Below are 26,099 nucleotides of genomic sequence, written 5' to 3'. Positions count from 1 at the left end.
GGTGCTGGTTACCGGCTGAGGCCGGACGTTGCAGCGATTTTGCGCTTGATCCTGCCCAGCATGGCCGTCATTCCGCGCATTCGCAGGGGAGTGATGGCGCGTGTCAGGCCGAGCAGTTCGGGCATGTCATCCGGCACTGCCAGGATTTCTGCGGCCGTCAAGCCATCCAGCCCTTCGTGCAACACGCCAGCGAAGCCCCGGGTGGTGGGGGCTTCCGGTGGCGCCTTGAAGAAAAGCCTGACCGGGCTTGCTGGACCTGCTGGCTTGTCTGTCTCGATGGTGAGGAACAGTGGCGACTGGCACTCGACCACCTGCTCCAGGAGTTCTGGGTGGTCTTGGAGTCGATCCGGCAGTGCCGGCAATCCTTCAGAGAATTCGAGCAAGAGCTGGAGCCGCTCTGGTTCAGTGAGGGCCTGGAAGTCTTCGACAATGGCCGCGATGGCGGCGGGCAGGGCTGGAGTAGTCATCGGTCCAAGTCTACTCAGCCCTGCCCCGCCCATCAGTGCGGCAGGCCGCTACGCAGGAACCGAGCCGCGTTCTTCACCCTTGACAATCGGGACCCGCACAGCGTTGCCCCACTCCGTCCAGGAGCCGTCGTAGTTCCGCACGGACTCGAACCCCAGGAGGTACTTCAGGGCGAACCACGTGTGGCTGGAACGCTCACCGATCCGGCAGTAGGCCACGACGTCGTCGCCTTCCTTCAGGCCAGCCTCGCCAAGGTAGAGGTCCGTCAGTTCCTCGCGGTTCCGGAAGGTGCCGTCCGGAGCGGCTGCGCGGGCCCACGGGATGGAGGCGGCCGTGGGAATGTGTCCTCCGCGCAGAGCGCCTTCCTCCGGGTATGCAGGCATGTGGGTGCGCTGGCCTGTGTATTCTTCCGGCGAGCGGACATCGATCAACGGGTTGCCCAGGTGCGCCAGGACGTCGTCCTTGAAGGCGCGGATCGGGGCATCATCGCGTTCCACCTCGGGGTACGTTCCAGCCGCGGGGGTGCTCTTTTCCCGCGTCAGTTCGCGTTCCTCGGCCACCCACTTATCCCGTCCGCCGTCGAGCAGCCGGACATCCTGGTGGCCGAAGAGGGTGAAGACCCACAGCGCATAGGCGGCCCACCAGTTGGATTTGTCGCCGTAGATCACCACGGTGCTCTCGCGGGAGATACCCTTCGACGCCGCCAAGGCAGCGAACGCTGCGCCGTCCACGTAGTCGCGGGTCACGTCGTCGTTGAGGTCTGTGTGCCAGTCGATCTTCACGGCACCCGGGATATGGCCGGTCTCGTACAGCAGGACGTCCTCGTCAGACTCCACTACCACCAGCTCGCCCCGGGCCACCGCGCCGTCGGCGATCGCCGCGGCCAGCCATTCAGTTGAGACCAGCCGTTCGGGGTGAGCGTAGGCAGCAAACTTCTCATTCTGATCAACCGGGTAGGGCATGGCGTTGGCCTTTCGTCGAGGACGCTGGGGGGTGCTGGGCCGGGAAGTAGGCCCGTCTCCACCCTAGTCAGCGCCCGGAACGATGTCGGTATTCCGTTAACAGGACGACATCTGCCCGAACTGGCGGACCTAGCCTTCCGCCGTGAACACTTTCTTGGCCACCCCCATGGCACTCATGCCGTTGGGCCAGCCTGCGTAGAAGGAGAGCTGCAGGATGGCTTCCTTGAGTTCCTCTTCGCTCACGCCGTTCTGCCGGGCGAAGCCGAGGTGGAAGTTCAGTTGCTCGGACTTACCCATGGCAGTGAGCGCGGCAACCGTGATCAGGCTGCGATCCCGTTTCGACAGCCCCGGACGTTCCCAGACCTCGTCAAAAAGCACGCGGTCCGTGTAGTGGACCATTCCGGGGGCGAAGTCGCCAAACGCCTTGTGGCCGCCATTCCACCCTGCCGTGGATTCCGTTGCCATGACTCTCCTCTTTCTACGCGGGACTACCTCCCCTGTTGGACAGTGTGTCCTTCCGTGTTCAGTCAAACCCAACCGGGATGGCCAGGGGAGTCCCCACCCAGAGGTGTACAGCTGGTACCTCCCAGCCGTCCGCGCCGCGGCGTAGCGTTGCCGGTGTGGACAATCGGAACGAATCACGGCAATTCTTGATGTCGCGGCGGGCGAAGGTTACGCCGGAGCAGGTGGGCGTGCCCACCTCTGGGCAACGGCGGGTCGCCGGCCTGCGTCGCGGCGAAGTCGCCATGTTGGCTGACGTCAGCATTGAGTACTACGCAAAAATCGAACGCGGTGCGCTGGTTGGCGTCTCGGACTCCGTGCTGGATGCGCTGGCCCGGGCGTTGCAGCTTGACGACGCCGAGCGGGAGCATTTGTTCGATCTGTCCAGGGCTGCCAATGGTTCCGTCGCACCGGTCCGGATCCGGAAACCCAAAACCTGGGAAGCACGCGAAAGTCTTACGCGCGCGCTCGCGGCCATTACCACTGGACCGGCATTTGTGCGGAACGGCCGCATGGATGTGCTGGCCACGAATGCGCTGGGCCGAGCCTTCTACGACTGCGTATTTGACGGTCCGGGGCGCGGCAACCTGGCCCGCTTTGCTTTCCTGGACGAACGTTCCCGGGAGTTCTACCCCGACTGGGAGGCTGCAGCAGACGTGACCGCCGCGATCCTCCGGTCGGCCGCCGGACACGATCCGCACGACAGGAACCTGCAGGATCTGGTGGGGGAGCTGAGCACCCTCAGTGACGCCTTCCGGACCAGGTGGGGTGCCCACAATGTCCGCCGGCACGGATCCGGCACCAAGCATTTCACCCACCACGTGGTGGGTGACATCACCCTGACCTACGAGGGGCTCGAACTCACTGCCGAACCCGGCCTCTCGCTCCTGATCTACACGGCCGAGCCAGGCTCGGCCAGTGAAGAGCGGCTTCAGCTGCTGGCCAGCTGGGCTGCGACCAGCCCCACCCCGCGCACGGAAACCACAACGATCTCGGAGGATTGACAATGCATGTGAGAACACTGGGCCAAGGCCTCGAAGTTTCAGCTGTCGGGCTCGGCGCCATGGGCATGTCCCAGAGCTACGGTCCGAATCCTGGACCACGGGCAGACATGATTACCGTGCTCCGCTCCGCGCTCGAGCACGGCGTGAACTTCTTCGACACCGCAGAAGTTTACGGTCCATACGTCAACGAGGAACTCGTGGGCGAGGCCTTGGCCCCGATCCGCGGCCAGGTTGTCATCGCCACGAAATTTGGCTGGGACATCCAGGGCGGAAAGAGCGTGGGCTTGAACAGTCGGCCCGAGCAAATCCGCAAAGTGGCCAACGAGTCACTGGCCCGGCTCGGCACAGACGTGATCGACCTGTTCTATCAGCACCGGGTGGACCCGAACGTACCTATTGAAGAGGTTGCAGGCACCGTGGGGGAATTGATCACTGCCGGAAAAGTCAGGCACTTTGGACTCTCCGAAGCTTCGGCCAGCACCATTCGGCGCGCGCACGCTGTGCAACCCGTGACAGCGCTGCAGAGTGAATACTCGTTGTGGACCAGGGACCCGGAAGCCGAGGTGCTGCCCACGCTCGCCGAACTGGGCATCGGTTTTGTGCCCTTCAGCCCGCTCGGCAAGGGCTTCTTGACAGGTACGGTTACCCCAGCCACCACCTTTGACGACGGCGATATTCGGAACAGGGTCCCGCGGTTTGAACAGGACAACCTGGCAGCCAACCAAGCTTTAGTGCACCATGTGGGCGCCCTCGCCGAAGCTAAGGGCTTCACGTCGGGCCAAGTCGCATTGGCTTGGCTGTTGGCTCAGCAGCCGTGGATCGTCCCCATACCGGGGACGCGACGCACCGCCCGGATCCAGGAAAACGCTGGGGTTGCGGGTGTTGGCCTGTCAGCTGACGAGCTCGCCGATCTCAACACCGTAGCCAGCCGCATCGGCGTGCACGGTGAGCGCTACAACGAGACAAACCTCAAGATGGTCAACGGCTAGCCGGCCCGCTGGCCGCACACCAAGGTGGGTCCGTTTTGCCGGTATCATTTTCGGGGACCCCCACCAGCAGAACGGACCACCTTGGTACAGATCGAACAGCTCGCCGCCCGCACACCGGCGGTGTCGGTGGAAGAACTCCTCAAGGGCTTCTACCCGTCGCCTCGGTTCGGCCAGGTGTCCTTTGAGAGCTACCGTCCAGACCCTAACCAGCCCAGCCAGGCTGCCGCGGTCCGGGCACTCCAGGAATTCGGCCAGGGCGTGGGGGCTGCCACCGGTGGTGGCCTGCTCTCGAAGCTTTTCAGCAAGAAGAAGGTGGAGGGCAGGGCCGGCATCTACCTCGACGGTGGCTTCGGCGTGGGCAAGACCCACTTGCTTGCCTCGCTCTGGCACCTTGCCCCCGGCCCCAAGGCTTTCGGGACGTTCGTCGAGTACACCAACTTGGTGGGCGCACTGTCCTTCAGGAAGACGGTGGAAGCGCTGAGCAGCTACCAGCTGGTCTGCATCGATGAATTCGAACTGGATGATCCAGGGGACACCGTGCTGATGTCACGCCTGATGCGTGAATTGGCCGACGCCGGCGTGAAGCTGGCAGCGACGTCCAACACCCTGCCTGGTTCCCTGGGTGATGGCCGGTTTGCCGCCGTCGACTTCCAACGTGAGATCCAGGTGCTTGCCGACCAGTTCGATGTGCTGCGGATTGACGGCGAGGACTTCCGGCACCGGGGGCTCCCTGCAGCGCCGGCCCCGCTGCGTAACAGCGACCTGTCCGCCAGGATCAAGACCGACTTCGATGGCAAAACGGTTGCAGACGACGACTTTGGCGCCTTGGTTGCGCACTTAGCCGGCGTCCACCCTAGCCGCTACCGGCAGCTGATCAACGGAATCGACGGGGTGGTCTGGCGCAACGTGGAGACCATCACCGAGCAATCGGTGGCGTTGCGCTTTGTGGTGCTGGCTGACCGGTTGTATGACAAGGACGTGCCCATCCTGGCCAGCGGCGTGCCGTTCGACAAACTCTTCACCGAAGAGATGATGACCGGCGGCTACATGAAGAAGTACTTCCGTGCCGTTTCCCGGCTCACGGCGTTGGCACGCGAAGGCCAGGACCGCGAAACCCAGTCCTAGCCGCGTACTTTACGCGGGCTCAGCAGGGCACGCACTGCCAGGCCCGCCAGCAAGGCCCAGAACGCGGAGCCGATCCCGGCAAACGCCAGGCCTGACGCGGCGAGCAGGAACGTGATGGCTGGTGCGATCCTGTCGCTGGGGTCTGCCAACGCGGACGAGATGGCTGATGCCAGTGTCCCCAGGAGGGCCAGTCCCGCTACTGCCTCGAGCATGCCGGCCGGCGCGGCACTGACCAGGGTGACCAGCGCTGTGGAAAAGGCTGCCAGCACCAGGTAGGCAAAGCCTGAGGTGAACGCGGCCACCCAGCGCCGGTCACGGTTGCTGCCGGCCTCCTCGCCGGCGGCCAGTGCGGCGCTGAGGGCAGCCAAGTTGATGGCATGACCGCCAAACGGTGCTCCCAGCATGGTCCCGGCCCCGGTCACCAACATGGACGGCCGCCACGGTGTCTCGTACCCGAAGGATCGCAGCACCGCGACGCCGGGGACGTTCTGGGAGGCCATGGTCACCACGAACAGTGGCAGCGCGATGCCCGCCAAGGCCTGCAGGGTAAACGTTGGGGGAGTCCAGACCAAGGTGGGCAGCAGGGCGCCGTCCAGGGTGGTCCCGCTCGATGCAAGGGAGTAACCGATGACCGCCAGGGCCACCACCAACGCGGCCGGCACGGACCAGCGTGGGGCGAACTTCGTCATGACCAGCCAACACACGATCACCGGCGCCACAAAAAGCGGGACGCTGCCCAACGCCTGGAAGGGTGCCAGGCACAGCTGCAGCAGCACCCCCGCCAGCATGGCCTGCGCCAAGGCCGTCGGAATCCTCGTCATCAACCGTCCCAGCGCCGGCACCAGGCCGGTCATGGCGATCAGCACCCCTGCCACCAGGAAGGCGCCGACGGCGGCCGGCCAGCCGCCGTCGACCGCTCCGGACGTCGCCAGCAAGGCAGCGCCGGGAGTTGACCACGCAAGCGTGACCGGGACCTTGGACCGGAACGCCAGCAGCAGCACCCCAAGCCCCACGCAAAGCGTCACGGCAAGCAGGCCGGAGGCGGCTTGGTCCGGACTGGCGCCCACCGCGCGCAGGCCAGCCAACACCACGGCGAAGGAGGAGGTGAAACCGACCAGGGCGGTCACAATGCCAGCCACGATGGGGCGCGAATCCCGGTTCCTGGCCGGCTGCCTGTGATCCTGATCTGCTGCGGTTGCTCGTGCCATAGTGGCAGGCTACCGGTCAGGAACCGTCCGCCGGGAATCCGCGGCTGGCCATATACTCCCAACATGCACATACTGCGTCCGGCCGCCAGCCCGAATCGACACCAGCCCCGCCCGTTCCCTGTCAGGGGTACCCGATGAGCGGCGGCCTGGTTGCGCTGCTGGACGACATTGCGGCCTTGGCCCGGATCGCCGCTGCGTCTGTCGATGACATCGCCGCGGGAGCAGCCAAGGCCAGTGCCAAGGCCGCTGGAGTGGTCATCGATGACGCCGCCGTGACACCCCAATATGTGTCCGGCGCTGACCCGTCGCGGGAACTGCCCATGATCAAGAAGATCTTCTGGGGTTCGCTCCGCAACAAACTGCTGATCATCCTGCCGGCACTGCTGCTGATCAGCGCCTTCATCCCCTGGATCATCCCCTTCATCCTCATGCTCGGCGGCACGTACCTCTGCTATGAGGGCGCGGAGAAGGTCTGGCACAAGTTCCGCGGCCATTCCGCAACTGCGCATGCGCCAGCAGTTGAACGCGGCCCCGATGCCGAAGGCAAAGTGGTCAAGGGCGCCATCACCACCGACTTCATCCTGTCCTGCGAAATCATGGTCATCTCCATGAACGAAGTCGCCGACGCCTCCATCTGGGTCCGGGCCGGCATCTTGGTCGTGGTGGCCATCATCATCACCATCGGCGTCTACGGCGTGGTGGCGCTGATCGTCAAGATGGACGACGTCGGCCTGCACCTTGCGGGCAAGGATTCCGCAGGTGCCAAACGGGTTGGCGAACTGCTGGTCCGTGGCATGCCGGCGGTCCTGGGCACCATCACGCTGGTGGGCACCATCGCCATGCTCTGGGTGGGTGGCCACATTATGGTCCAGGGTGCGCACGATCTCGGCTGGCATGGCCCCTACGACATCATCCACGCCCTTGAAGCTCCCGTAGCCGAACTGTCAGTGGTGGGCGGGCCGCTGGGGTGGCTGGTCAACACCATCTGCTCCGCCATTATCGGAACCGTCTGGGGGTTTGCCGTCATGGTGATCCTGCATCCGGTGCTGAAGGCGCTGCCGTTCGGCAAAGCCAAAGGTGGCCACGAGGAAGGCGACCTGCGCGCCGTCGTCGGCGGTTACCGGCAAGCCAAGGATGAGGCGCACCCGCCGGCCTAGGTGCGTTCAGCTGGCCTGGGTGCGTTCAGCTGGCTGGCGCCTGCGTGGCGCCAGCCGCCTGACCTGGGTTATGATTGAAGCATCAAGGGGAGTACTCCCGTCTGTGATCGGCCCGTCAGTACGGATGCAGTGGCGCATCCCGGGCCCGTCGGTTCCGGTTCTGTCCGGGCGGAGGAGACCTTGGCGTCCTACTACACGCCTACCCTTTGGGAGCCATCATGCAGATCACGCCCATGATCTGGATCATCACGATTGCCGTGACCATCCTGTTCTTCGTCTACGAATTCTTTGCGCACGTCCGCAAACCGCACGAACCAACCATCGCCGAATCGGCCCGTTGGTCAGCGTTCTATATTGGCCTGGCGCTCCTGTTCGGAGTGGGCATCGGCACGGTGTCCGGCTGGAACTTCGGCAGTGAATACTTTGCCGGGTACCTGACGGAGAAGGCACTGTCGATCGACAACCTCTTCGTCTTCCTGATCGTCATGACCGGGTTCGCGGTACCCAAGATGTACCAGCAGAAAGTCTTGATGGTGGGCATTATCATTGCCCTCATCCTCCGCGGCGGCTTCATCGCCATCGGCGCCGGACTGATCGAGAACTTCTCCTGGATCTTCTACATCTTCGGCGCGCTGCTCCTGTTCTTGGCCTACAAGCAAGCGTTCGGTGGCCACGATTCCAACCCCGCTGATGGAAAGTTCATGCAGCTGGTCCGCCGGATCCTGCCCGTCACCGACGAGTACCACGAGGACAAGCTCACCGTAAAGAAGGGTGGCACGCGCTTCGTTACGCCCATGCTGCTGACCATCATCGCCATCGGCTTCGTTGACCTGATCTTTGCGGTCGACTCCATCCCCGCGATCTACGGTCTCACCAACGAGGCATACATCGTGTTCACGGCCAACGCTTTTGCGCTGATGGGCCTCCGTCAGCTGTTCTTCCTCATCGGCGGACTCCTGGAACGTCTGGTTTACCTGGCCCAGGGCCTGGCTGTCATCCTCGCGTTCATCGGCGTCAAGCTCGTCTTCCACGCCCTGCACGTCAACGAGCTGAGCTTCATCAACGGTGGCCAGCCGCTGCTCTGGGTTCCGGAAATCCCCATCTGGTTCTCGCTGCTGTTCATCGGTGCCACGATCACGGTGGCCACGGTGGCCAGCCTGCTCAAGACCCGCGGTGACACGCAGAAGAACGACCGCGGCTCAGTCCACGGCGATCCCGTGGTTGCCGCCGAAAGTAATGCGGACCAGACGCCTGTGCAGGCCGACGGTATCGATTCGAAGCTGGACGCTAGGAAGTAGGCACGCTGCAGGGTTGCGACTCGGAAACGGGTTGCAACCCTGCTGTCAGGGAAAGACTTTCCTTGCTCCCCGAAAGCTGCGGATTATAGGAATAGCGGAACTCACCAGGGGTGTAGCCGTAGACACTCTTGAAGGTCCGGGCAAAGCTGGCTGCGTCGCTGAAACCCCAGCGAAGGCCCACGGTGGAAATGGGCCGGGTCACCAACAACGGATCTGCCAGTTCCTGGCGGCAGTGGTTGAGCCGCTGCTGCCGAATCCAGTGGCTGACCGATTCACCGCTGTCGGCGAAGATCTTTTGCAGGTAGCGGACCGGCACATGGTTGGCCGCGGCGATCTCAGCCACACTCAGCGTGTATTCGCCCAGCCGATCCTGGATGTACTGCTTCACCTGCAGCAGGATGACCTCTCGTGGAGACGGAGCTGGTGCGCCACCTTCCAGCACCTGGCGGAAGGTGGCAGAGATCAACTGGACAATCGCGTCTGTCGCTTCGAAACCCAGGTCTGCTCCCTGTTGCGTCAGCTGATGGTCCAGGGTGGTCAGCAGTGATGAGGTCAGTGCACCCACTCCGTGCCGGCCGGAGATGCGCGAGGCCGTAATCCGCGCCAGCTGGCCGCGACCCAGGGACAACGATTCCTGCGGCAGCATGAGCACCAGCATGCGGTACGAGTCGTCGAAGTATAGATCGTAGGGTCGGGTGGTGTCGTAGATGGCAAAATCGCCCGGCGTCAGGGCTGCTTCACGACCGTCCTGGGCTACTACGCAGTAGCCGCGCAGCTGCAGCCCCAGCTTCACCACGCCCGGATCGTTCTGCCTGATGGAGCTCCGGGTACGGCTCACCTGCATAGCCGTGCCGGACACCTCGCTGACCAGGACATCTCCGAGCGACTGGCTGATCAGGTCACCGTGAAAAGTGTCGATATCTGGGGGCCGGGCGTCCAAGGGCACGAAGGAGCTGCTCACTGCCTGATGCCAGGCGTCGAACCTATCCCGCGGGGCAAGGACAGCACCGTCGGCCAACCTTGGATGATGGGCCACTACTGAATTGGACACCGTTATCCTCCACAACAGTCTGGTTCATGCATTCAAGCACACCCCGGCATCCGGTGGTGACGTGGCTCACGACCTGGCGCCTGGCGTACAGGCTAGTGCAGACCAGGCCAACGACGTCGCTGCGGGCATGGCGCAGATTTGTACCTATACAGCCCCATGCTTCAAGGAGGAACCATGACTCGAACGCCCGAAAAAACGCAGCCCGACTACATCGTCATTGGTGCGGGATCGGCAGGCAGCGTCGTCACCCGGCGACTCCTGGATGCCGGCCGATCGGTCCACGTCATCGAGGCGGGCAGCATCGATACCGACCCCAATATCCACAGTCCGCAGGGCTGGCCCTTGTTGTTAACCGGTCCCAACGACTGGGCCGTGATGACAACCCCGCAAGTCCACGCCAACAACCGGAGCCTCTACTGGCCCCGCGGTAAGGTCTTGGGCGGGAGCAGCTCCCTCAACGGCATGATCTACATCCGTGGACACCGCAGCGACTACGACTCCTGGGCGGCTGCCGGCGCCGAAGGCTGGGGATGGGATGACGTCCTGCCGCTCTTCAAGCGCTCCGAACACCACGCCGATGGCGCCAATGAATTCCACGGCGACAGCGGACCCTTGTCTGTCGAGAGAATCGAGCACCGGCACCCTACCGCCCAGGCTTTTGTCGATGCAGCCAAGCATCTAGGGCATAAGGAAACAGAAGACTTCAACGGTGAGTTGATGGAGGGCGTCGGCTTCAACTACACCACCACCCGCAACGGCAAACGAGCCAGCGCCTGGCAGAGCTTTGTGGTCCCGGTTCAGGACAGCCCACTGCTGCGTGTCACTGTCGGTGCGGAAGTCACCCGTCTGACTGTCGACGGCGGGAGGGTCACCGGGGTTGCTTATACCCTCAAGGGCGAGCAGCATCAAGCAACCGCTTCTGCGGAGGTGATTCTTGCTGCTGGTGCCATCGGTTCACCCAAACTCCTGCTGCTCTCAGGAATTGGGCCGGCGGCACACCTCCGCGACGTTGGCATCGACACCGTGGTGGACTTGCCCGGGGTGGGGGAGAACCTGCATGATCACCTCCTCGCCGGCAACATCTATGAGGCCAGGGAACCGCTGACTGCAGGGCGGCACAACCTTCTCGAGAGTCAACTCTTCGCCCACAGTGGGCAATCACAGGACGAAGCCCCGGACCTGCAGCCCTTGTTCCTGCATCTGCCCTACCCCACTGACGGCGGCGCGGCGCCGGAAAATGGATACACCATCGCAGCCGGCCTGGTGCGTCCGCAGTCCCGCGGCACATTGCGGCTGGCATCAGCGGATCCGTCCGTGGCCCCTCTCGTGGACCCCAACATCCTCGCCGCAGAATACGACGTCGAAGCCCTGGTCGATGCGGTCATCATGTGCCGCGAGATCGGCCAGCAGGAAGCGTTCGCCCCATTCCGCAAGAGTGAACACACGCCGCACGACCTCAGCTCCAGGGACGAACTGCGGGAATTCGTCCGCCAGGTCGCAGGAACATACCACCATCAGGTGGGGACCTGCCGCATGGGTGTCGATGACCTGTCGGTGGTGGACCCCCAGCTGAGGGTTCGCGGTCTCGAAGGGCTGCGCATCGCGGATGCCTCCATCATGCCGTCCGTTCCCAGCGGCAACACCAACGCACCCAGCATCATGATCGGCGAGAAAGCAGCCGACCTGATCCTCGGCGCCTGAGGGGAGCACCCCACGCGATGATCGGCGGAGCGGTCACTCCGGCAGTACACGCATCAAACTGGAGCGCTGAGCATCGCAGCGCTTAAACACAAAGGGCGCGAGTGCCGCCTCTCGGCGGGACTCGCGCCCCCTTGACGTGCTAGGGCAAGGCCCTGGCCAAATCCTTTTTACGGAGCCGGCGTAACCGGCGCAGGCGGGGTCTGCTCTCCAGCAGGACCCTGATCCGTTCCGCTCTTGTCAACGAGGTTGGTAGCGCCATCTTGGATCTTGTCCACCTTGTCGGCGTACTTGCCGCCGGTCTTGGAATCGACAAAATCGCCGGCTTTGGTGATGCCGTCCTTGATGGCCTGCTCGTTCCCATGGATGAGACCCTGAGCCTTGCCCTTCAGATCGTCAATCAGTCCCACGAGCACCTCCCTTCAATCGCGGAGCCAGGTCGCTCCTCCGTTTTCGATCCTAACCCGACGAACTGGGGCTGCCAAGGAAACAACAGCCAAAATCTGTTCGCTGGCAGCGGATGCACCAGACGAGCCGTGCTGAAGCTTCCGGACGGCCACTCCTAAGCTTGTTCGCAGATCGGAGCCTTGAAGCTTAGGTTCTGCGAACAAGCTTAGGTTTGGTGGGGGAAACAGAAAAAGCAGCCCATAAATGGACTGCTTAGTGTGTGGGCGATACTGGGATCGAACCAGTGACCTCTTCCGTGTCAGGGAAGCGCGCTACCGCTGCGCCAATCGCCCGAAACCGGGGGACCGGCCAATGGGGTGTAGAGAGCGGACGACGAGATTCGAACTCGCGACATCCACCTTGGCAAGGTGGTGCTCTACCAGCTGAGCTACGTCCGCGTGCAGGTCTTCGGCTGGTGGGCCGTATCAACTGCGTGGTGGCAAGTTACCTTGCCTAGTGGGCGATACTGGGATCGAACCAGTGACCTCTTCCGTGTCAGGGAAGCGCGCTACCGCTGCGCCAATCGCCCATTGCAACCAGTCTTGTGGACCGGAAACCATGGTTTTCACCGAGGTGGGTACGGGATTCGAACCCGTGTATACGGCTTTGCAGGCCGCTGCCTCGCCTCTCGGCCAACCCACCGTGTTAGCAGTTCTTCCGAAGAAAACCCACTGTGACAGTGTCCTGCGAGCGGACGACGAGATTCGAACTCGCGACATCCACCTTGGCAAGGTGGTGCTCTACCAGCTGAGCTACGTCCGCATGTTGGTGGTAATTCCTTGACCGCAGTGGGCAATTCCTCGCGTTCCAACGAGTAAAAACAATATCGGAGGTTCTGGGATTCTCCAAATCGGAGCGATTTGCGTCGCGCCGCCGCGCTTCCTTCCCAGTATTGGCGCGGATTTTGGAACTTACAACCATGTAATTCGCGACGCCGGTGCGGCAGGCACATGCCCGGCCTGCCGCTCGATTTTTGAATTGGCCCTGGTGTCGGCTAGCATTCAAGGGCACCGGGGCGATTGGCGCAGTGGTAGCGCGCTTCGTTCACACCGAAGAGGTCACTGGTTCGAACCCAGTATCGCCCACAGCATGGAGGTCCGTTCCCGCTCACTTGAGGGGGAACGGACCTTTCTTGTTTAGCGCCCGCAGCCAATGTCGTCCCCCTGTGAAAGAGTCTTTTCCATGACAGCCCCGCTTCTCGCCCACGCCACTGAATATGGCCGGATGTACGCCCGCTCCACCTCGGCGGAGTTCTCCGTTCCATCGATCACCACGGTGATTGGCCAGCAGCCTCACGGCCTGGACGGCTGGTTTGGTTTCATGGGAGCGAGCAGCCTGGCCAAAGACCCGTTGCTGGCGGACAGCTTGGGGAGCCCGGCAAAGATCCGGCAGGCCGTCAATCGGGCAGCAAAGGCGGCCGAAACCTACCGGGACGACGCCGCACGCCGTGGCGATCGGGTGCACAACTACTGCGAGCAGGTGGCCCTCAGGACTCTGGGCCGCCCGCACGCTATGAAAGAAACACGGGAGGCGCTGGCCGCCAACGGTGAAGAATCCTTTGCCGTCCGCTTCGATGAGTGGTGGGAGCTGTACCAGGTGGAGCCCATTGCCCCTGAGATCACGGTCTGGAACCACGCGGTGGGGTACGCCGGCACACTGGACCTGGTAGCCAAGATCAACGGCCGGACCTGCTTGATCGACTACAAGACCAAGGGCACCACCCGCGACGGCCAGGTGAAGCCACTCGATGACAAAGTGGTCATGCAGTTGGTAGCTGGAATGAAGGCGGAGGAGTCCCTGCTGGACGGCCAGGCCGGAACCTGGGAACCCTGGCAGCACGGCAAGGATCCGATTCTGCTGGCCGTTGCCATTGGCGAAACAGAGGTCCGCCCGGTCCGCGCCAACCCGGATGTCCTGAAACACCACTGGTGGAAATTCTGCGCGCTGCGCCGCGTGTGGGAACTCAATGCAGACACGGAGAGCGCCGGCAGTGCGTTGCTCCCCATTGCACCGCCGCCCCTGGTTCAGGCTCGCACCGCCTGAACCGCACCACAGCACCTAAACTGGACTGGTCCCAGTGCAGCTCGACGTAAGGAAAAACAGCTCATGGCAATTCTGAATATCCGGATCATCGGGGATCCTGTGCTCCGCACAGTCGCAGATCCCGTGACGGATTTCGGGCCGGAGCTGGCCAAACTGGTCGCAGACATGACCGAAACCATGGAAGACGTGGAGGGCGCTGGCCTGGCCGCCCCGCAGGTGGGTATCAGCAAGCGGGTCTTCACCTACCGGGTCCACGGCGTTGCCGGTCACATCATCAACCCGGTCCTGCAGAACAGCGATGACTTCCAAGAGGACCAGGTAGAAGGGTGCCTATCCATCCCCGGTCTGGGCTTCCCAGTACGCCGTTTCAGGACCACCCGCCTCACGGGCGTGGACCAGGACGGCAACCCGGTCACCATCGAGGCTGAAGACATGGTGGCCCGCTGCTTCCAGCACGAAAACGACCACCTGGACGGCATCCTTTATACGGACCGGTTGGAAGGGGATGACCGAAAGGCGGCGCTGCGGTCCATCCGCAACGCAAATTACGACGCCGTTGCCGCGCAGACCACCTCAAAGCGCGCCAAAACGGTGGGCTCAAGTTTTGGTGGTGCCAGTTTTGGTGCCGGCGCCTCGGGCACCAGCCGATGAGGGTCCTGTTTGCCGGGACGCCCGTCGTTGCTGTTCCCTCCCTTGACGCGCTGGTGGCAGCTGGCTTCGACGTCGTCGCAGTCCTCACCCGCCCTGACGCGCCCCTCGGCCGCAAGCGCGTCCTGACGCCGTCGCCCGTCGCCGTTCGGGCCGCCGAGCTGGGGTTGCCCGTGATCCGTGCCGCCCGACTCGATGCCGCCGCGATCGCCAGCATCGAGGCAGTCCAGCCGGACATCGCAGGAATCGTGGCGTACGGCGGCATTGTCCCGCCGTCAGCACTCACCGTGCCCCGATTCGGCTGGGTCAACCTGCACTTTTCGCTGCTGCCCGCTTGGCGTGGGGCGGCTCCGGTCCAGCGCTCGATCATCGCTGGCGATGACATCACCGGTGCTGTGACCTTCCAGTTGGAGGCTGGCCTGGATACGGGTCCCATCTTCGGCACGCTCACGGAAACGGTTGGCGCAGCAGACACGTCCGGTGAGTTGTTGGCCCGGCTTTCGCACAGCGGTGCGGTGCTGCTGGCGCAGACGCTGTCCGCGATCGACGCCGGTCGCGCAGCGCCGCAGGCACAGTCTGGCGAGATCTCACTGGCACCCAAGCTGACCCTCGAGGATGGGCAGCTGGACTGGCGTCAACCGGCCTTGGCCATTGGCCGGCGAGCCAGGGGAGTGAGCCCAGAACCCGGCGCCTGGACGCTCCTGGCCGGACAGCGAATCAAGCTTGCACCCCCTGCCCTGCGGCCCGACGTCACCGGGCTGGGACCCGGAACCGTGGAACTGCACGGCAAGAGCGTCCTGGTGGGCACCGGGTCCCATGCAGTGGAGCTGACCCAGATCCAGCCTGCGGGCAAGAAAATGATGGCCGCTGCCGACTGGGCACGCGGTGTGGCTTCCCTTGAAAGCGTGGTATTCGAATGAGCGGCTCCGGCGGTAATGCAGGCGGTGGCGGGAACTCCGGCCACGGCGGACGCAACGCGGGCCCGGGCGGGAACCGTGGCGGCCGCGGAAACGGTGGACCCCGTGATGACAGCCGGCGTAACGCCCAAGGCCGCGAGCGCAACAGGGGCCCGCAGCGCAACTTCACCGACAGCGCGCCCGCGCAACGGACGCGTCGCGCCGACCCAGCCCGCCTGGTGGCGTTCGAGGTGCTCCGCGCTGTAGCCGCTGAAGATGCCTATGCCAACCTGGTCCTGCCGGCCCGCATCCGGCACCACGGACTGGACAAACGTGATGCCGGCTTCGCCACCGAGTTGAGCTACGGCGCGCTCCGCAGCAGGGGCACCTATGACGCCATCCTTTCGCGCTGCGTGGATCGTCCGCTGGACCAGTTGGATCCTGCGATCCTGGATGCGCTCCGGCTCGGCGTGCACCAACTCCTGGCCATGCGGGTCCCCGCCCATGCGGCGCTCGACCAGACGGTGGGCTTGGCCCGCGCCGTGATCGGCGCAGGCCCCTCGGCCCTCATCAACGCTGTGCTCCGAAAAGTCACAGCAAACACCCTGGACGAATGGCTGGATCTCCTGGTCTCTGGCGAAACGGACGAAACGAAGATCTCCTCGCTCCGGCACGCCCACCCGGAGTGGATCGTGCGGGCCATGCGGCAATCGCTGGTGGCCCACGGCAGGCCTGCAAGCGAGATCACCGACCTGCTGATCGCTGACAACGCCGCTCCCGTGGTGAACCTGGTGGCGCTCCCCGGCCTGGGCAGCCTGGCGGAGGCGCTCGACGGCGGTGCGGCGCCCGGTGAATTGGTGGAGGGTTCGGCACTGTCCAGCGGTGGTGACCTTGGCCGGCTCGCCTCGGTCCGCGCAGGGACCACCCGGGTCCAGGACGTGGGTTCGCAGCTGGTGGCGCGTGCCTTGGCCGCCGTCGATCTTGGCCCGAAGCCCGGGTCCACGACGTCCGAGCAGCCCGCTGGCGGAGAAGAGTGGCTGGACCTCTGTGCCGGCCCCGGCGGCAAGGCAGCACTGCTGGCAGCCCTCGCCCGGCAGCAAGGCGCAACGTTGCTGGCCAACGAACCACTGCCACACCGTGCCAAGCTGGTCAGCCAGGCCTTGGCGGCAGTACCGGGGGAGACGTGGCAGGTGCGGACCGGCGATGGCCGCGACGTGGGAACCGAAACTCCGGAGTCCTTTGATCGCGTCCTGGTGGACGTTCCGTGCAGTGGTTTGGGCGCCCTGCGCCGGCGGCCCGAGTCCCGTTGGCGGCGCACTCCCAAGGACCTGGCGGATCTTGGCCCGCTGCAGCGCGAGCTGCTTGCGTCTGCGCTTGCTGCCACCCGCCCCGGTGGTGTGGTGGCCTATGTGACCTGCTCACCCCACCCCGCTGAGACCACCGCCGTGGTGGCTGACGCCATGCGTAAGCGCGAAGACCTGGAACTGCTTGACGCCGGCTCCGTCCTGGATGACGTAAGCCTCACCGGAAATCTGGAGGCAGGCCACGAGTCCACCGCCCAGCTCTGGCCGCACATCCACGGCACCGACGCCATGTTCCTGGCCCTCATCCGCAAGAAGGCCTAGTCATACCCTGCCCGGCAGTTGCCGCCATCTCCTCCAGCCCCTGAAAGGCGCCATTCGTGAAGTCGTGCTGCATCAATCCCAGTATCCTGTCCGCAGATTTCGTGAACCTGGAGGCGGAGTTGCAGCGCATCAGCACTGCTGACGCTGTCCACGTGGACGTTATGGACAACCACTTCGTTCCCAATTTGACCTTGGGATTGCCTGTCGTCCAGAGGATTCAGGCGGTCAGCCCCATCCCCTTGGATGCGCACCTGATGATCGCCGACGCCGACCGTTGGGCACCAGGGTTCGCTGACGCAGGCCTGGCATCTGTCACCTTCCACGCCGAAGCGTCCATCGCGCCGGTGAAACTCGCCCGGGAACTCCGCCAGCGCGGGGCCAAGGCAGGGATGGCCCTGCGCCCGGCAACGCCGGTGGAGCCCTACCTGGACATGTTGCCCGAACTGGACATGCTGCTGATCATGACAGTAGAGCCAGGGTTCGGCGGCCAGGCGTTCCTCGACCTGACACTGCCGAAGATCCGCCGAGCCAAAGCAGCGATCGACGGTTCGGGTGTTGGAGTGGCCATCCAGGTCGACGGCGGAATTACGGAAGAAACCATCCTCCGGGCAGCCGAGGCCGGGGCCACCGTCTTCGTGGCGGGCTCTGCCGTCTACGGTGCCGACGATCCAGCGGCAGCCATCACCAGGCTCCGCGAAGAGGGCAACCGGATGTTACGCAGTGCCACCGGAATAAATTGAGGCCTGTGCAGGTTATGGCACAATAGCAAAACACAACGTGCTCCGGGGTCGGTGTAAGTCCGAACCGGCGGTGATAGTCCGCGACCCGCAAGTCGGAACCCTTTTTCGGAAGGGTGCCAACGACCGGTTGAATCGGTGAAATTCCGATACCGACAGTTAAAGTCTGGATGAGAGAAGCACGTACAGCTGTACTTTGGTGCCCCTTTGCGGTGCCAGAGGTCTGCCTGTCGTATACCCCCGGAGCCATCGCGGTTCTGAAAGGGAAGGAACGACACACACATGGACCTCCTGCGATGGCTCTTTGAAGCTCAGATCCCCATTGGCGGATCTGTCCTGATACTGAGAGAAGTACTAGGTAACATCTTCGGCTTGGCAAGCGCTTTTGGCGGCATGCGCCGCAAAGTGTGGGCCTGGCCGGTAGGCATCATCGGCAACGCGCTGCTCCTCACGGTCTTCCTGGGAAATGTCTTCGGCTCGGCCTCGCCAGCCACCTTGTGGGGCCAGGCCGGTCGCCAGGTGATGTTCATTATTGTTGCCGCCTACGGCTGGCATCGGTGGCGGCAGAGCCGCGCCGAAGCCGGGAACACCGCCGTCGTGCCCCAATGGGCGAGCAACCCCACCCGCGTGATCCTGGTGCTCGCCCTGGTGGCCGGAACCCTGGCGCTCACGCCCCTCTTCGATACGTTGGGCTCCTACCCACCCGTCTGGGCTGATTCCTGGACCTTCGTGGGATCGTTGCTGGCCACCTACGGCATGGCCCGCGGCTGGACCGAATTCTGGCTCATCTGGGTGGCGGTGGACATTGTTGGGGTACCCCTCCTGTTCAGCGCAGGCTACTACGCCAGCGCCTTCATGTACCTCTTCTACGGCGTCTTCACCTTGATTGGTTTCTTCGTCTGGTGGAACGCGTCCCGCCGCGCCAGGGGCACTGACTCCACGGGACCGGCTGGCGCCGTAGAGACAGCCTTCCCGGACCCCAGGGTGAAGCTCTGATGGCCAGCGCAACGCCAGCCACGGACTTCACCGACGGCGAAGCTGCCGCCATGGACGTAGCACTGGCAGCAGCCCTGCAAGGCCCACGCGGCGCGAATCCCCTGGTCGGTGCCACGATTCTCAGCCCAGAAGGTACATCGCTCTTCACCGGCCATCACCGCGGCGCAGGCACGCCTCATGCCGAAGCGGACGCGATCGCCCAAGCCCAGGAGGCCGGTGCCGACCTCAGTGGTTGCACCATGCTGGTCACCCTGGAACCCTGCAACCACGTGGGCCGGACCGGCCCGTGCACGGAAGCCATCATCGACGCAGGCATCACCAGCGTGGTGTACGCCGTTGATGACCCGCACGATCCCGCTGCCGGCGGTGCGCGCACCCTGCGGGCGGCCGGAGTCCAGGTGCGAAGTGGATTGGCCGCCGAAAAAGCACTGGAGCTCAACCGGCGCTGGTTTGCCGCCGTCGCAGCGCTCCGACCCTTCGTCACCCTCCACATTGCCCAGACCCTCGACAGCCGTATCGCGGCCGAGGACGGCACCAGCCAATGGATTTCGAGCCCGGAATCCCTGGCAGACAATCACGCCATCCGACGCCGTATCGACGCCATCCTGGTGGGCACGGAAACCGTCATGGTGGACAACCCGCGGCTGAGCGCCCGCGAACCTGACGGCACCCCCAGTTCTGCGCAACCGGTCCGGGCCGTTATGGGACTGCGCGGCATTCCAGCTAACGCTGCCATCCGCGGTGACGACGGACTGGCCCATCACCTCCCCACCCGTGAGCCCAAAGAAGCGCTGGCCGCGCTGTATGAAGCGGGCACCCGGCACGTGATGGTGGAAGGCGGCTCCCGGATCCTCAGCGCCTTCCTCACGGCAGGCCTTGTTGACGAACTGATCGTCTACCTGGCGCCGACACTGCTTGGCTCTGGAACGTCGGCGCTCAACGGCCTGGGTATCGGTACCCTCGCCGACGCCCAACGGTGGGAATGGGATGCCGCGGACGGTGGCTCCGTCCGCAGCCTGGGCGCAGACCTGCGCCTCCACCTGCAACCCCAGCACCCGCTTTCCTCCGATCCCCGCAACGCCGCGGAACCAGCCCAGAAAGGCTCCTGATGTTTACCGGAATTATTGCTGAACAAGGCCACGTCCTCTCCGTGGAGCGCGATGGCGACGTCAGCGCCACGGTGCGCCTCCATGCGCCCGGAACCACCGAAGGCCTCACGCTCGGTGGTTCCATCGCCGTCAACGGGGTGTGCCTGACGGCCACCCAGATTGATGGCAAGGACTTCAGCGTCGACGTGATGGGGGAGACCCTCATCCGCAGCACCATTGGCGCGCTGGTGGCAGGGGACGCCGTCAACCTGGAACGCTGTGTTCCCGCAGGTGGCAGGCTTGACGGCCATGTGGTCCAGGGCCACGTGGACGGGGTTGGCAGCCTCCGCGAACGCGAGGCACTGGGCAACTGGGAACGGCTCCGTTTCGACGTGCCGGCCAACCTGGCCCGCTACATCGCCGAAAAAGGGTCCATCGCCATCGACGGAGTCTCCCTCACGGTGACAGCAGTGAGCGATGCCGGCCACCCGGAACCGTGGTTTGAGGTGGGCCTGATCCCCACCACCTTGGCCGAGACTGGCTTGGGCGCCAAACAGGTGGGCAGCCCGGTCAACCTCGAGGTTGACGTGCTGGCCAAGTACACCGAGCGTCTGCTCGCCTTCCGGACCACCGACTCCGGTGCCGCCGCGGGAGAAACCCTGTGAACGCCGTCGTCCACGTCAACCCGGCCGAACCGCCCACCCGCGATGCGCACCCGCAACCCCTGGATAGCATCGCCGACGCCATCAGGGCCTTCGCAGCCGGCAAGGCCATCCTGGTGGTGGACGATGAGGACCGCGAAAACGAGGGTGACATCATTTTCGCGGCCCAGTTTGCCACGCCAGCACTGATGGGGTGGACCATCCGCTACAGCTCCGGGGTGATCTGCACGCCGCTGTCCGGCGAACGGGCTGACGCGTTGGAGTTGCCGCCCATGGTGAGCGAGAACCAGGACGCTAAAGGGACTGCCTACACGGTGTCGTGCGACGCTGCGATCGGGGTCAGCACCGGAATTTCTGCCACCGATCGCGCACTGACCGCGCGCGTGCTCGCCGATCCGGCAGCGGGACCAACGGCGGTTACCCGGCCCGGGCATTTATTTCCGCTCCGGGCCGTTGATGGAGGTGTGCGCGAACGCCCCGGCCACACCGAAGCCGCCGTCGAGTTCTGCCGTCTTGCCGGCCTGGAAAAGGTCGGCGTGATTGCGGAGGTTGTTTATGACGACGGCGAAATGATGCGCCTGGACGGGCTGCGTACTTTTGCTGCTGAGCACGGGTGCCTGTTGGTCTCCATTGCTGATCTGGTGGCATATGTTGAAGAAGAGGATAGGCGCGGTGGCGTCGGCGTCCGGGAAACCTCGGACGGACTAAAGGAGACACAATGACGGCTTCGGTAGTGAGTACTGATACCAGCGGCATGGCCCATCCGGTCAGCGGTGGGCCGGTGGTGCAATTGCCCACAGCGTACGGAGATTTCGTGGCGCAGGCGTGGATCGACTTGGACACCGGGATTGAGCATTTGGCTGTCAGTTCCCCCAACCCACCCCGCGACGGCAAGGCCCCCCTGGTCCGGCTGCACTCCGAGTGCCTCACCGGCGACGTGTTTGGCTCCTTCCGCTGCGACTGTGGCGAACAGCTCGCCTACGCGTTGGAGCTGATCCATGAAGAGGGCGGCACCCTGCTCTACCTCCGTGGCCAGGAAGGCCGTGGCATCGGCCTGGCCAACAAGATCAAGGCGTACGCGCTGCAGGAGGCCGGCTTCGACACCGTGGAGGCCAATGAGCAATTGGGCTTGCCGGTGGATGCCCGCTGCTACAACGCTGCCGCCCAGATCCTCGCCGAAATGGGACTGGTCAAGGTCCGGCTGCTCAGCAACAACCCGGACAAGCAGAACAGGCTGGCGGACGCCGGCGTGAGCGTGGTGGAAATGGTACCCACCGAGGTCCCCTCCCGGGTCGAAAACATCCGCTACCTGCGCACCAAGAAGGATCGGATGGAGCACCGCCTGCTGCTCGACGATCCCGCCGCACCCTTGCCGGTGACCACCCCTGACACGTCAACTGAAACCCCCTCGCTGAACGGAAAAGCACTATGAGCGGACACGGCGCGCCCGTCATCGACCTGACCCAGAACCCAGACACCTCGCAGCTCAGGCTGGCCATCGTGGCCGCGAGCTGGCACACCGAAATCATGGACGGCCTCCTCAACGGTGCCCTCCGCGGCGCTGCAGATGCCGGCATCAGCAATCCCACGGTGCTTCGCGTCCCAGGCGCCTTTGAACTGCCCGTAGCCGCCGCCCGGCTGGCACCACACTTTGACGCCGTGGTGGCCTTGGGCGTCGTCATCAGGGGCGGCACCCCGCACTTTGAGTACGTCTGCCAGGCCGCGACGGCGGGACTCACCGACGTCAGCGTCGCCACCGGTGTGCCGGTGGGCTTTGGCGTGCTGACGTGCGACGACGAACAGCAAGGCCTCGACCGGGCAGGGCTCGCCGGCTCCAAGGAGGACAAGGGCCACGAGGCCGTCACGGCGGCCCTGGCCACCGCTGCGCTCCTGAAGCCGTACGCCTGAGCCCCTGACGGGCGCGACGTGTGTTCCATCACATCGCGCCCGTCATGCTTGACGCCAAGACCTGCCGTTCGGGTCGCAGCAAGTAGGCTTGTGGCGTGAAGAATTTCGAGACACTGTTTGCTGAGCTCAGCGAAAAGGCAGCCACCCGCCCGGAAGGCTCCCGTACCGTCGTTGAATTGGACTCCGGAGTACACGGAATCGGCAAGAAGGTTGTCGAGGAAGCCGCCGAAGTGTGGATGGCTGCGGAGTATGAATCCGACGAGGCCGCAGCCGAGGAAATCTCCCAGCTGCTGTATCACCTGCAGGTCCTGATGCTCGCCAAAGGACTGACCCTGGAAGACGTCTACAAGCATCTGTAGGCACCGGACCCGGCGCCTCGGCGCCACTCCGTGGCCTGCTTTGCCTGTTCACCAGACCCCCATCCAGAAAGTTTCCCATGCTGCGCGTAGCTGTCCCCAATAAAGGTTCCCTGTCCGAAGCGGCCTCGGCCATGCTGTCCGAGGCCGGCTACCGCCAGCGCCGCGACACCCGCGAACTGGTCATGATGGACCCGGACAACGACATTGAGTTCTTCTTCCTCCGGCCCCGCGACATCGCCGTGTATGTGGGCCGCGGAACGCTCGACGTCGGCATCACCGGCCGCGACCTGCTCCTGGACGCCGAGGTGGAAGCCGAAGAACTGCTCGCCTTGGGTTTCGCCGCGTCGACGTTCCGGTTCGCAGGTCCCGTGGGACACTTTGCCGCCGCTGAGCAACTGGAAAACAAGCGGCTTGCCACCAGCTACGACGGCTTGCTGCGCACCTACCTCGCCGAACGCGGTATCAACGCCAAAGTGGTCAGGCTTGACGGTGCGGTGGAATCTTCCGTCCGGTTGGGCGTGGCCGACGCCATCGCCGATGTGGTGGAGACAGGCAACACCCTCAAGGCCGCCGGGATGGAAATCTTCGGCGATCCGATCCTGAAGTCCGAAGCCGTGCTCATCCGCCGCACCGGCGACGGTGGTGCGGCGAACGGCACCACCAAGGAAATCGAAGTACTCATTCGCCGCCTGCAGGGCGTGCTGGTGGCTCGTCAGTATGTCCTGATGGATTACGACATCCGCAAGGAACTGGTGGAGGCCGCCGCTGCGCTGACGCCCGGCCTGGAATCTCCCACGGTCTCACCCCTGCGGGATTCGGAATGGGTAGCCGTCAGGTCCATGGTCCCCAAGAAGCAGACCAACCGGATCATGGACGAGCTCTATGACCTGGGCGCCCGCGCCATCCTGGTCAGCAGCATCCACGCCTGCCGGATCTGATCCGTCCCGCGTAGCCGTTCGCCTCAGCTAAACCCCAGGAGCCTCCCATGGCAGTAGCCGTACGTGTCATTCCCTGCCTCGACGTTGACGCCGGACGGGTGGTGAAGGGGATCAACTTTGAGGGCCTCCGTGACGCCGGAGATCCTGTGGAGTTGGCCCATCGCTACGACAATGCCGGCGCCGACGAACTGACCTTCCTCGACGTCACCGCCTCCTCCGGCAACCGCGAAACCACGTTCGACGTGGTCCGCCGCACCGCAGAGGAAGTCTTCATCCCGCTCTGCGTGGGCGGCGGTGTCCGTGGCGTAGCCGAGGTGGACAAGTTGCTACGCTTTGGCGCCGACAAGGCCTCCATCAACACCGCAGCGGTCGCGCGGCCGGACGTCATCGACGAGATCACCCGGCACTTCGGTTCCCAGGTCTTGGTCCTGTCCGTGGACGCCCGCCGGACACGCCCCGGGTCAGTTCCAACGGCGTCGGGCTTTGAAGTGACCACCCACGGCGGCCGGACAGGGACCGGGATCGACGCTATCGCGTGGGCACGCGAAGCGGCAGACCGAGGCGTGGGCGAGATCCTGCTCAACTCCATTGACGCCGACGGCACCAAGGACGGCTTCGATCTTGAGTTGATCAAGCTGGTCCGTGCGGCCGTCAACGTGCCCATCATTGCCTCCGGCGGAGCCGGCGAGCCGTCGCATTTCCCGCCGGCCGTGGCCGCCGGAGCCGATGCAGTGCTGGCCGCGTCAATCTTCCACTGGGGCCCGGATGACATGATGTCCCAGGTCAAGGACGCCATCCGGGCCGCGGGCTTCGCTGTTCGCTAGGACTCGTCCTTCACCACGGGGACAGTCCCGGTGGGTGGAGTCAGTACCGACTTGTAGTCGTGCAGGGTGGAGTACGTCAGGAAGCCCAGGTGTGCCTCGTAGCGGTCCAGGACATCGTCGATGACCTGCTGCTGGGACAGGCCCATGATGTCGTAGCCTTCCGAACCGGTCTGCGCAAAGACCTCAACCCGGTAGTAGACGTCTGTCTGGCGGGACATCCTGCCACCAAACATGGGTACAGGTGCCTCCACCGCACGGATCTCGTAGTGGAAGTCGCGGTGTTCGGGGATGGTGACCACCAGGCTGTGGCTGGAGATGCCCACCTCCTCGTTGGTGTTCACGTCAAGGGTCGCCTCGTAGTTCTGGGCCGTGAACTCCTTGGCGACGTCGGCCAGGGCCGGTTGGCCGGTGCGCTCCATGAAGAGGGCCACCTGCTTTTTCGACGGGTAGGAGCGCATGCCGGCTAGCCGTTGCCGCCAGGTCCGGTCCGGCACCATGCCGCCGTGGGCCGCCGTCGACTGCCGCCGCATGACGTGGCCCTCACGTTCCGCGCGTTCCATCCGCAGGGCCTTGGAGAAGGAGGCCATCACCAGCCACGCGATGACGGTGACCGGCAGCGCGAAGATGAGGGTGGCATATTCCATGGTGGTCACGCCGCCCGCAATCAGCATGGCTATGGTCAGCACTGCGGTGAGGATGGCCCAGAAAATGCGGAGCCACTTGGCGCCGTCCTGGGAGGGGTCCGGGATGGTGGAGGAGAAGTTGGACATCACCATGGCGCCCGAGTTGGCGCTGGTGAGGTAGAACAGCATGCCGGAAAGCGTGCCCAAGCCGATCAAGAACGTGGCGCCGGGGAACATGTTCAGGAGCGCGTACCAGCCTTCTTCCGGGCTGGTGGTGGCCAGCTCCGCAAAGGCTGTGTTGCCGTTCAGGACCTCATGCATGGCGCTGTTACCGAAGATGCTGACAATCAGGAAGTCGCACAACACCGGGGCGGTAATGGCTGCGATGACGAATTCCCGCAGGGTGCGGCCGCGGGAAATGCGGGCCAAGAACAGTCCTACAAACGGACCCCAGGCCAACCAGAATGCCCAGAAGAAGAGCGTCCAGCTCGCCATCCATTCCGAACCGCCGCTTTCGTAGGCGAAGGTCTGCAGGGTGCGGTCCGGGAGGGTGAAGATGAACCGGCCGATGTTCTCCACCATGGCATTCAGCAGGAAGGAGGTCTGGCCCGTCACCAGGATGTAGAGCAGCATGGCCGCCGCGCTCCAGATGTTCAGCTCGGAGATCCAGCGGATGCCCTTGTCCACGCCGGAGGTGCACGCGGCAATGGTAAGGACGACGGCGACAATCACCAAGGCGATCTGCAGGGCTAGGTGTACTCGGCCAGGACGTTGGTTACATCGTAAAAGGGTGAAGACCTCTTAGGTTGGTGGTTACCACACACACCGAACGACTAAGAGGTCTTCA

At 64.2% G+C, this 26,099-nt stretch carries 27 protein-coding genes, 6 tRNA genes and 1 riboswitch; of the genes, 21 read left to right on the top strand and 12 right to left on the bottom strand.

The genetic code is table 11. The annotated features are described in order from the left end of the window. Positions 1-8: 8 nt before the first annotated feature. The 3 genes from PSET11_RS11360 to PSET11_RS11350 all read right to left on the bottom strand — a co-directional run bounded on the left by PSET11_RS11360 (position 9) and on the right by PSET11_RS11350 (position 1,892). On the bottom strand, positions 9-467 hold the full coding sequence (locus tag PSET11_RS11360) for a SufE family protein (RefSeq protein ID WP_203415961.1): 459 nt from the start codon (positions 465-467) through the stop codon (positions 9-11). Between the two features lie 48 nt (positions 468-515). After that, the gene (locus PSET11_RS11355) at positions 516-1,427 is read right to left on the bottom strand and encodes a sulfurtransferase (RefSeq protein ID WP_124092375.1); all 912 of its coding nucleotides are present in this window, start codon (positions 1,425-1,427) and stop codon (positions 516-518) included. Between the two features lie 129 nt (positions 1,428-1,556). Then, the gene (locus tag PSET11_RS11350) at positions 1,557-1,892 is read right to left on the bottom strand and encodes a carboxymuconolactone decarboxylase family protein (protein ID WP_124092373.1); all 336 of its coding nucleotides are present in this window, start codon (positions 1,890-1,892) and stop codon (positions 1,557-1,559) included. Positions 1,893-2,047: 155 nt separating this feature from the next. Between PSET11_RS11350 and PSET11_RS11345 the strand changes: the two genes are divergently transcribed. The 3 genes from PSET11_RS11345 to zapE all read left to right on the top strand — a co-directional run bounded on the left by PSET11_RS11345 (position 2,048) and on the right by zapE (position 5,046). Further along, positions 2,048-2,932, top strand: a complete 885-nt coding sequence (locus tag PSET11_RS11345; RefSeq protein ID WP_124092371.1) for a helix-turn-helix transcriptional regulator — start codon at positions 2,048-2,050, stop codon at positions 2,930-2,932. Positions 2,933-2,934: 2 nt separating this feature from the next. Further along, positions 2,935-3,921: an aldo/keto reductase gene (locus tag PSET11_RS11340; protein ID WP_124092369.1), complete on the top strand. Its 987-nt coding sequence runs from the start codon at positions 2,935-2,937 to the stop codon at positions 3,919-3,921. Positions 3,922-4,002: 81 nt separating this feature from the next. Beyond that, positions 4,003-5,046, top strand: a complete 1,044-nt coding sequence (gene zapE, locus PSET11_RS11335; protein WP_124092367.1) for a cell division protein ZapE — start codon at positions 4,003-4,005, stop codon at positions 5,044-5,046. Here zapE and PSET11_RS11330 read toward each other — a convergent pair. Next, positions 5,043-6,254, bottom strand: coding sequence for a benzoate/H(+) symporter BenE family transporter (locus tag PSET11_RS11330; RefSeq protein WP_124092364.1), 1,212 nt, complete (start codon positions 6,252-6,254; stop codon positions 5,043-5,045). The genes zapE and PSET11_RS11330 overlap by 4 nt on opposite strands. Before the next feature lie 134 nt (positions 6,255-6,388). Between PSET11_RS11330 and PSET11_RS11325 the strand changes: the two genes are divergently transcribed. Further along, positions 6,389-7,411, top strand: coding sequence for a DUF808 domain-containing protein (locus PSET11_RS11325; RefSeq protein WP_124092363.1), 1,023 nt, complete (start codon positions 6,389-6,391; stop codon positions 7,409-7,411). Positions 7,412-7,629: 218 nt separating this feature from the next. Next, positions 7,630-8,709 carry a TerC family protein gene (locus PSET11_RS11320; RefSeq protein ID WP_124092361.1) on the top strand — a complete coding sequence of 360 codons (1,080 nt, stop codon included), beginning with the start codon at positions 7,630-7,632 and terminating at the stop codon, positions 8,707-8,709. Here the strand turns inward: PSET11_RS11320 and PSET11_RS11315 are convergent. Next, the gene (locus PSET11_RS11315) at positions 8,699-9,760 is read right to left on the bottom strand and encodes an AraC-like ligand-binding domain-containing protein (protein ID WP_124092359.1); all 1,062 of its coding nucleotides are present in this window, start codon (positions 9,758-9,760) and stop codon (positions 8,699-8,701) included. The two genes, PSET11_RS11320 and PSET11_RS11315, sit on opposite strands and share 11 nt — an antisense overlap. A gap of 174 nt (positions 9,761-9,934) precedes the next feature. Here PSET11_RS11315 and PSET11_RS11310 point away from each other — a divergent pair, with 174 nt between their 5' ends. After that, positions 9,935-11,461, top strand: coding sequence for a GMC family oxidoreductase (locus PSET11_RS11310; RefSeq protein ID WP_124092357.1), 1,527 nt, complete (start codon positions 9,935-9,937; stop codon positions 11,459-11,461). Between the two features lie 167 nt (positions 11,462-11,628). Here PSET11_RS11310 and PSET11_RS11305 read toward each other — a convergent pair whose 3' ends face one another. The 6 genes from PSET11_RS11305 to PSET11_RS11280 all read right to left on the bottom strand — a co-directional run bounded on the left by PSET11_RS11305 (position 11,629) and on the right by PSET11_RS11280 (position 12,667). After that, positions 11,629-11,868 (bottom strand): antitoxin, encoded by a 240-nt coding sequence (locus PSET11_RS11305; RefSeq protein WP_124092355.1) that lies wholly within the window; start codon positions 11,866-11,868, stop codon positions 11,629-11,631. A gap of 258 nt (positions 11,869-12,126) precedes the next feature. After that, a tRNA-Val gene (locus PSET11_RS11300) sits at positions 12,127-12,198 on the bottom strand. 32 nt (positions 12,199-12,230) lie between these two features. Further along, positions 12,231-12,303: transfer RNA gene (locus PSET11_RS11295), tRNA-Gly, on the bottom strand. A gap of 59 nt (positions 12,304-12,362) precedes the next feature. Beyond that, positions 12,363-12,434 (bottom strand) — tRNA-Val (locus tag PSET11_RS11290). Positions 12,435-12,476: 42 nt separating this feature from the next. Beyond that, positions 12,477-12,547 (bottom strand) — tRNA-Cys (locus PSET11_RS11285). Positions 12,548-12,594: 47 nt separating this feature from the next. Then, positions 12,595-12,667, bottom strand: a tRNA-Gly gene (locus PSET11_RS11280). A gap of 251 nt (positions 12,668-12,918) precedes the next feature. Here PSET11_RS11280 and PSET11_RS11275 point away from each other — a divergent pair. From PSET11_RS11275 to hisF, 15 genes are all read left to right on the top strand, one after another. Then, positions 12,919-12,990: transfer RNA gene (locus PSET11_RS11275), tRNA-Val, on the top strand. A gap of 97 nt (positions 12,991-13,087) precedes the next feature. Further along, positions 13,088-13,948: a cytochrome gene (locus PSET11_RS11270; RefSeq protein WP_124092353.1), complete on the top strand. Its 861-nt coding sequence runs from the start codon at positions 13,088-13,090 to the stop codon at positions 13,946-13,948. A 63-nt stretch (positions 13,949-14,011) separates the two neighbouring features. After that, positions 14,012-14,599: a peptide deformylase gene (def, locus tag PSET11_RS11265; protein ID WP_124092351.1), complete on the top strand. Its 588-nt coding sequence runs from the start codon at positions 14,012-14,014 to the stop codon at positions 14,597-14,599. Then, positions 14,596-15,516 (top strand): methionyl-tRNA formyltransferase, encoded by a 921-nt coding sequence (gene fmt, locus PSET11_RS11260; RefSeq protein ID WP_124092349.1) that lies wholly within the window; start codon positions 14,596-14,598, stop codon positions 15,514-15,516. The genes def and fmt overlap by 4 nt, the downstream gene beginning before the upstream one ends. Continuing rightward, on the top strand, positions 15,513-17,117 hold the full coding sequence (locus PSET11_RS11255) for an RsmB/NOP family class I SAM-dependent RNA methyltransferase (RefSeq protein ID WP_124092347.1): 1,605 nt from the start codon (positions 15,513-15,515) through the stop codon (positions 17,115-17,117). Before fmt ends, PSET11_RS11255 begins: the two co-directional genes overlap by 4 nt. A gap of 56 nt (positions 17,118-17,173) precedes the next feature. After that, positions 17,174-17,857 (top strand): ribulose-phosphate 3-epimerase, encoded by a 684-nt coding sequence (gene rpe, locus PSET11_RS11250; RefSeq protein WP_124092345.1) that lies wholly within the window; start codon positions 17,174-17,176, stop codon positions 17,855-17,857. A gap of 34 nt (positions 17,858-17,891) precedes the next feature. After that, positions 17,892-18,040: riboswitch (FMN riboswitch) on the top strand. A 96-nt stretch (positions 18,041-18,136) separates the two neighbouring features. Beyond that, positions 18,137-18,850, top strand: a complete 714-nt coding sequence (gene pnuC / locus PSET11_RS11245; protein ID WP_124092343.1) for a nicotinamide riboside transporter PnuC — start codon at positions 18,137-18,139, stop codon at positions 18,848-18,850. Further along, a complete protein-coding gene (gene ribD / locus PSET11_RS11240) occupies positions 18,850-19,959 on the top strand; it encodes a bifunctional diaminohydroxyphosphoribosylaminopyrimidine deaminase/5-amino-6-(5-phosphoribosylamino)uracil reductase RibD (RefSeq protein WP_124092341.1) in 1,110 nt (369 codons plus the stop codon). The genes pnuC and ribD overlap by 1 nt, the downstream gene beginning before the upstream one ends. After that, on the top strand, positions 19,959-20,603 hold the full coding sequence (locus PSET11_RS11235) for a riboflavin synthase (protein ID WP_124092339.1): 645 nt from the start codon (positions 19,959-19,961) through the stop codon (positions 20,601-20,603). Before ribD ends, PSET11_RS11235 begins: the two co-directional genes overlap by 1 nt. After that, the gene (ribB, locus tag PSET11_RS11230; RefSeq protein ID WP_124092337.1) at positions 20,600-21,322 is read left to right on the top strand and encodes a 3,4-dihydroxy-2-butanone-4-phosphate synthase; all 723 of its coding nucleotides are present in this window, start codon (positions 20,600-20,602) and stop codon (positions 21,320-21,322) included. The genes PSET11_RS11235 and ribB overlap by 4 nt, the downstream gene beginning before the upstream one ends. Further along, the gene (ribA, locus tag PSET11_RS11225; RefSeq protein ID WP_124092335.1) at positions 21,319-22,032 is read left to right on the top strand and encodes a GTP cyclohydrolase II; all 714 of its coding nucleotides are present in this window, start codon (positions 21,319-21,321) and stop codon (positions 22,030-22,032) included. Before ribB ends, ribA begins: the two co-directional genes overlap by 4 nt. Then, positions 22,029-22,508 carry a 6,7-dimethyl-8-ribityllumazine synthase gene (gene ribH / locus PSET11_RS11220; protein ID WP_124092333.1) on the top strand — a complete coding sequence of 160 codons (480 nt, stop codon included), beginning with the start codon at positions 22,029-22,031 and terminating at the stop codon, positions 22,506-22,508. Before ribA ends, ribH begins: the two co-directional genes overlap by 4 nt. A 95-nt stretch (positions 22,509-22,603) precedes the next feature. After that, positions 22,604-22,867: a phosphoribosyl-ATP diphosphatase gene (locus PSET11_RS11215; protein ID WP_124092332.1), complete on the top strand. Its 264-nt coding sequence runs from the start codon at positions 22,604-22,606 to the stop codon at positions 22,865-22,867. Positions 22,868-22,944: 77 nt separating this feature from the next. Beyond that, positions 22,945-23,805: an ATP phosphoribosyltransferase gene (gene hisG / locus PSET11_RS11210; protein ID WP_124092330.1), complete on the top strand. Its 861-nt coding sequence runs from the start codon at positions 22,945-22,947 to the stop codon at positions 23,803-23,805. Between the two features lie 47 nt (positions 23,806-23,852). Continuing rightward, complete coding sequence (gene hisF, locus PSET11_RS11205; RefSeq protein ID WP_124092328.1) at positions 23,853-24,629, top strand: imidazole glycerol phosphate synthase subunit HisF; 777 nt, start codon at positions 23,853-23,855, stop codon at positions 24,627-24,629. Here hisF and PSET11_RS11200 read toward each other — a convergent pair. Next, a complete protein-coding gene (locus PSET11_RS11200; protein WP_238989130.1) occupies positions 24,626-25,984 on the bottom strand; it encodes a BCCT family transporter in 1,359 nt (452 codons plus the stop codon). The genes hisF and PSET11_RS11200 overlap by 4 nt on opposite strands. Positions 25,985-26,099: the final 115 nt, after the last annotated feature.

Source organism: Arthrobacter ulcerisalmonis (assembly GCF_900609065.1).
Taxonomy (GTDB): domain Bacteria; phylum Actinomycetota; class Actinomycetes; order Actinomycetales; family Micrococcaceae; genus Arthrobacter; species Arthrobacter ulcerisalmonis.
Note: the sequence above shows the minus strand (reverse complement) of the source record. Positions and strands in the feature narration are given on the sequence as shown.

Coding starts and splice junctions, on each gene's coding strand:
- PSET11_RS11235 (WP_124092339.1), top strand. CDS start 19,959: ATGTTTACCGGAATTATTGCTGAACAAGGCCACGTCCTCTCCGTGGAG.
- pnuC (WP_124092343.1), top strand. CDS start 18,137: ATGGACCTCCTGCGATGGCTCTTTGAAGCTCAGATCCCCATTGGCGGA.
- def (WP_124092351.1), top strand. CDS start 14,012: ATGGCAATTCTGAATATCCGGATCATCGGGGATCCTGTGCTCCGCACA.
- ribD (WP_124092341.1), top strand. CDS start 18,850: ATGGCCAGCGCAACGCCAGCCACGGACTTCACCGACGGCGAAGCTGCC.
- hisG (WP_124092330.1), top strand. CDS start 22,945: ATGCTGCGCGTAGCTGTCCCCAATAAAGGTTCCCTGTCCGAAGCGGCC.
- PSET11_RS11270 (WP_124092353.1), top strand. CDS start 13,088: ATGACAGCCCCGCTTCTCGCCCACGCCACTGAATATGGCCGGATGTAC.
- PSET11_RS11255 (WP_124092347.1), top strand. CDS start 15,513: ATGAGCGGCTCCGGCGGTAATGCAGGCGGTGGCGGGAACTCCGGCCAC.
- PSET11_RS11330 (WP_124092364.1), bottom strand. CDS start 6,254: ATGGCACGAGCAACCGCAGCAGATCAGGATCACAGGCAGCCGGCCAGG.
- PSET11_RS11310 (WP_124092357.1), top strand. CDS start 9,935: ATGACTCGAACGCCCGAAAAAACGCAGCCCGACTACATCGTCATTGGT.
- PSET11_RS11320 (WP_124092361.1), top strand. CDS start 7,630: ATGCAGATCACGCCCATGATCTGGATCATCACGATTGCCGTGACCATC.
- ribH (WP_124092333.1), top strand. CDS start 22,029: ATGAGCGGACACGGCGCGCCCGTCATCGACCTGACCCAGAACCCAGAC.
- hisF (WP_124092328.1), top strand. CDS start 23,853: ATGGCAGTAGCCGTACGTGTCATTCCCTGCCTCGACGTTGACGCCGGA.
- PSET11_RS11355 (WP_124092375.1), bottom strand. CDS start 1,427: ATGCCCTACCCGGTTGATCAGAATGAGAAGTTTGCTGCCTACGCTCAC.
- PSET11_RS11340 (WP_124092369.1), top strand. CDS start 2,935: ATGCATGTGAGAACACTGGGCCAAGGCCTCGAAGTTTCAGCTGTCGGG.
- PSET11_RS11360 (WP_203415961.1), bottom strand. CDS start 467: ATGACTACTCCAGCCCTGCCCGCCGCCATCGCGGCCATTGTCGAAGAC.
- PSET11_RS11350 (WP_124092373.1), bottom strand. CDS start 1,892: ATGGCAACGGAATCCACGGCAGGGTGGAATGGCGGCCACAAGGCGTTT.
- PSET11_RS11325 (WP_124092363.1), top strand. CDS start 6,389: ATGAGCGGCGGCCTGGTTGCGCTGCTGGACGACATTGCGGCCTTGGCC.
- fmt (WP_124092349.1), top strand. CDS start 14,596: ATGAGGGTCCTGTTTGCCGGGACGCCCGTCGTTGCTGTTCCCTCCCTT.
- ribA (WP_124092335.1), top strand. CDS start 21,319: ATGACGGCTTCGGTAGTGAGTACTGATACCAGCGGCATGGCCCATCCG.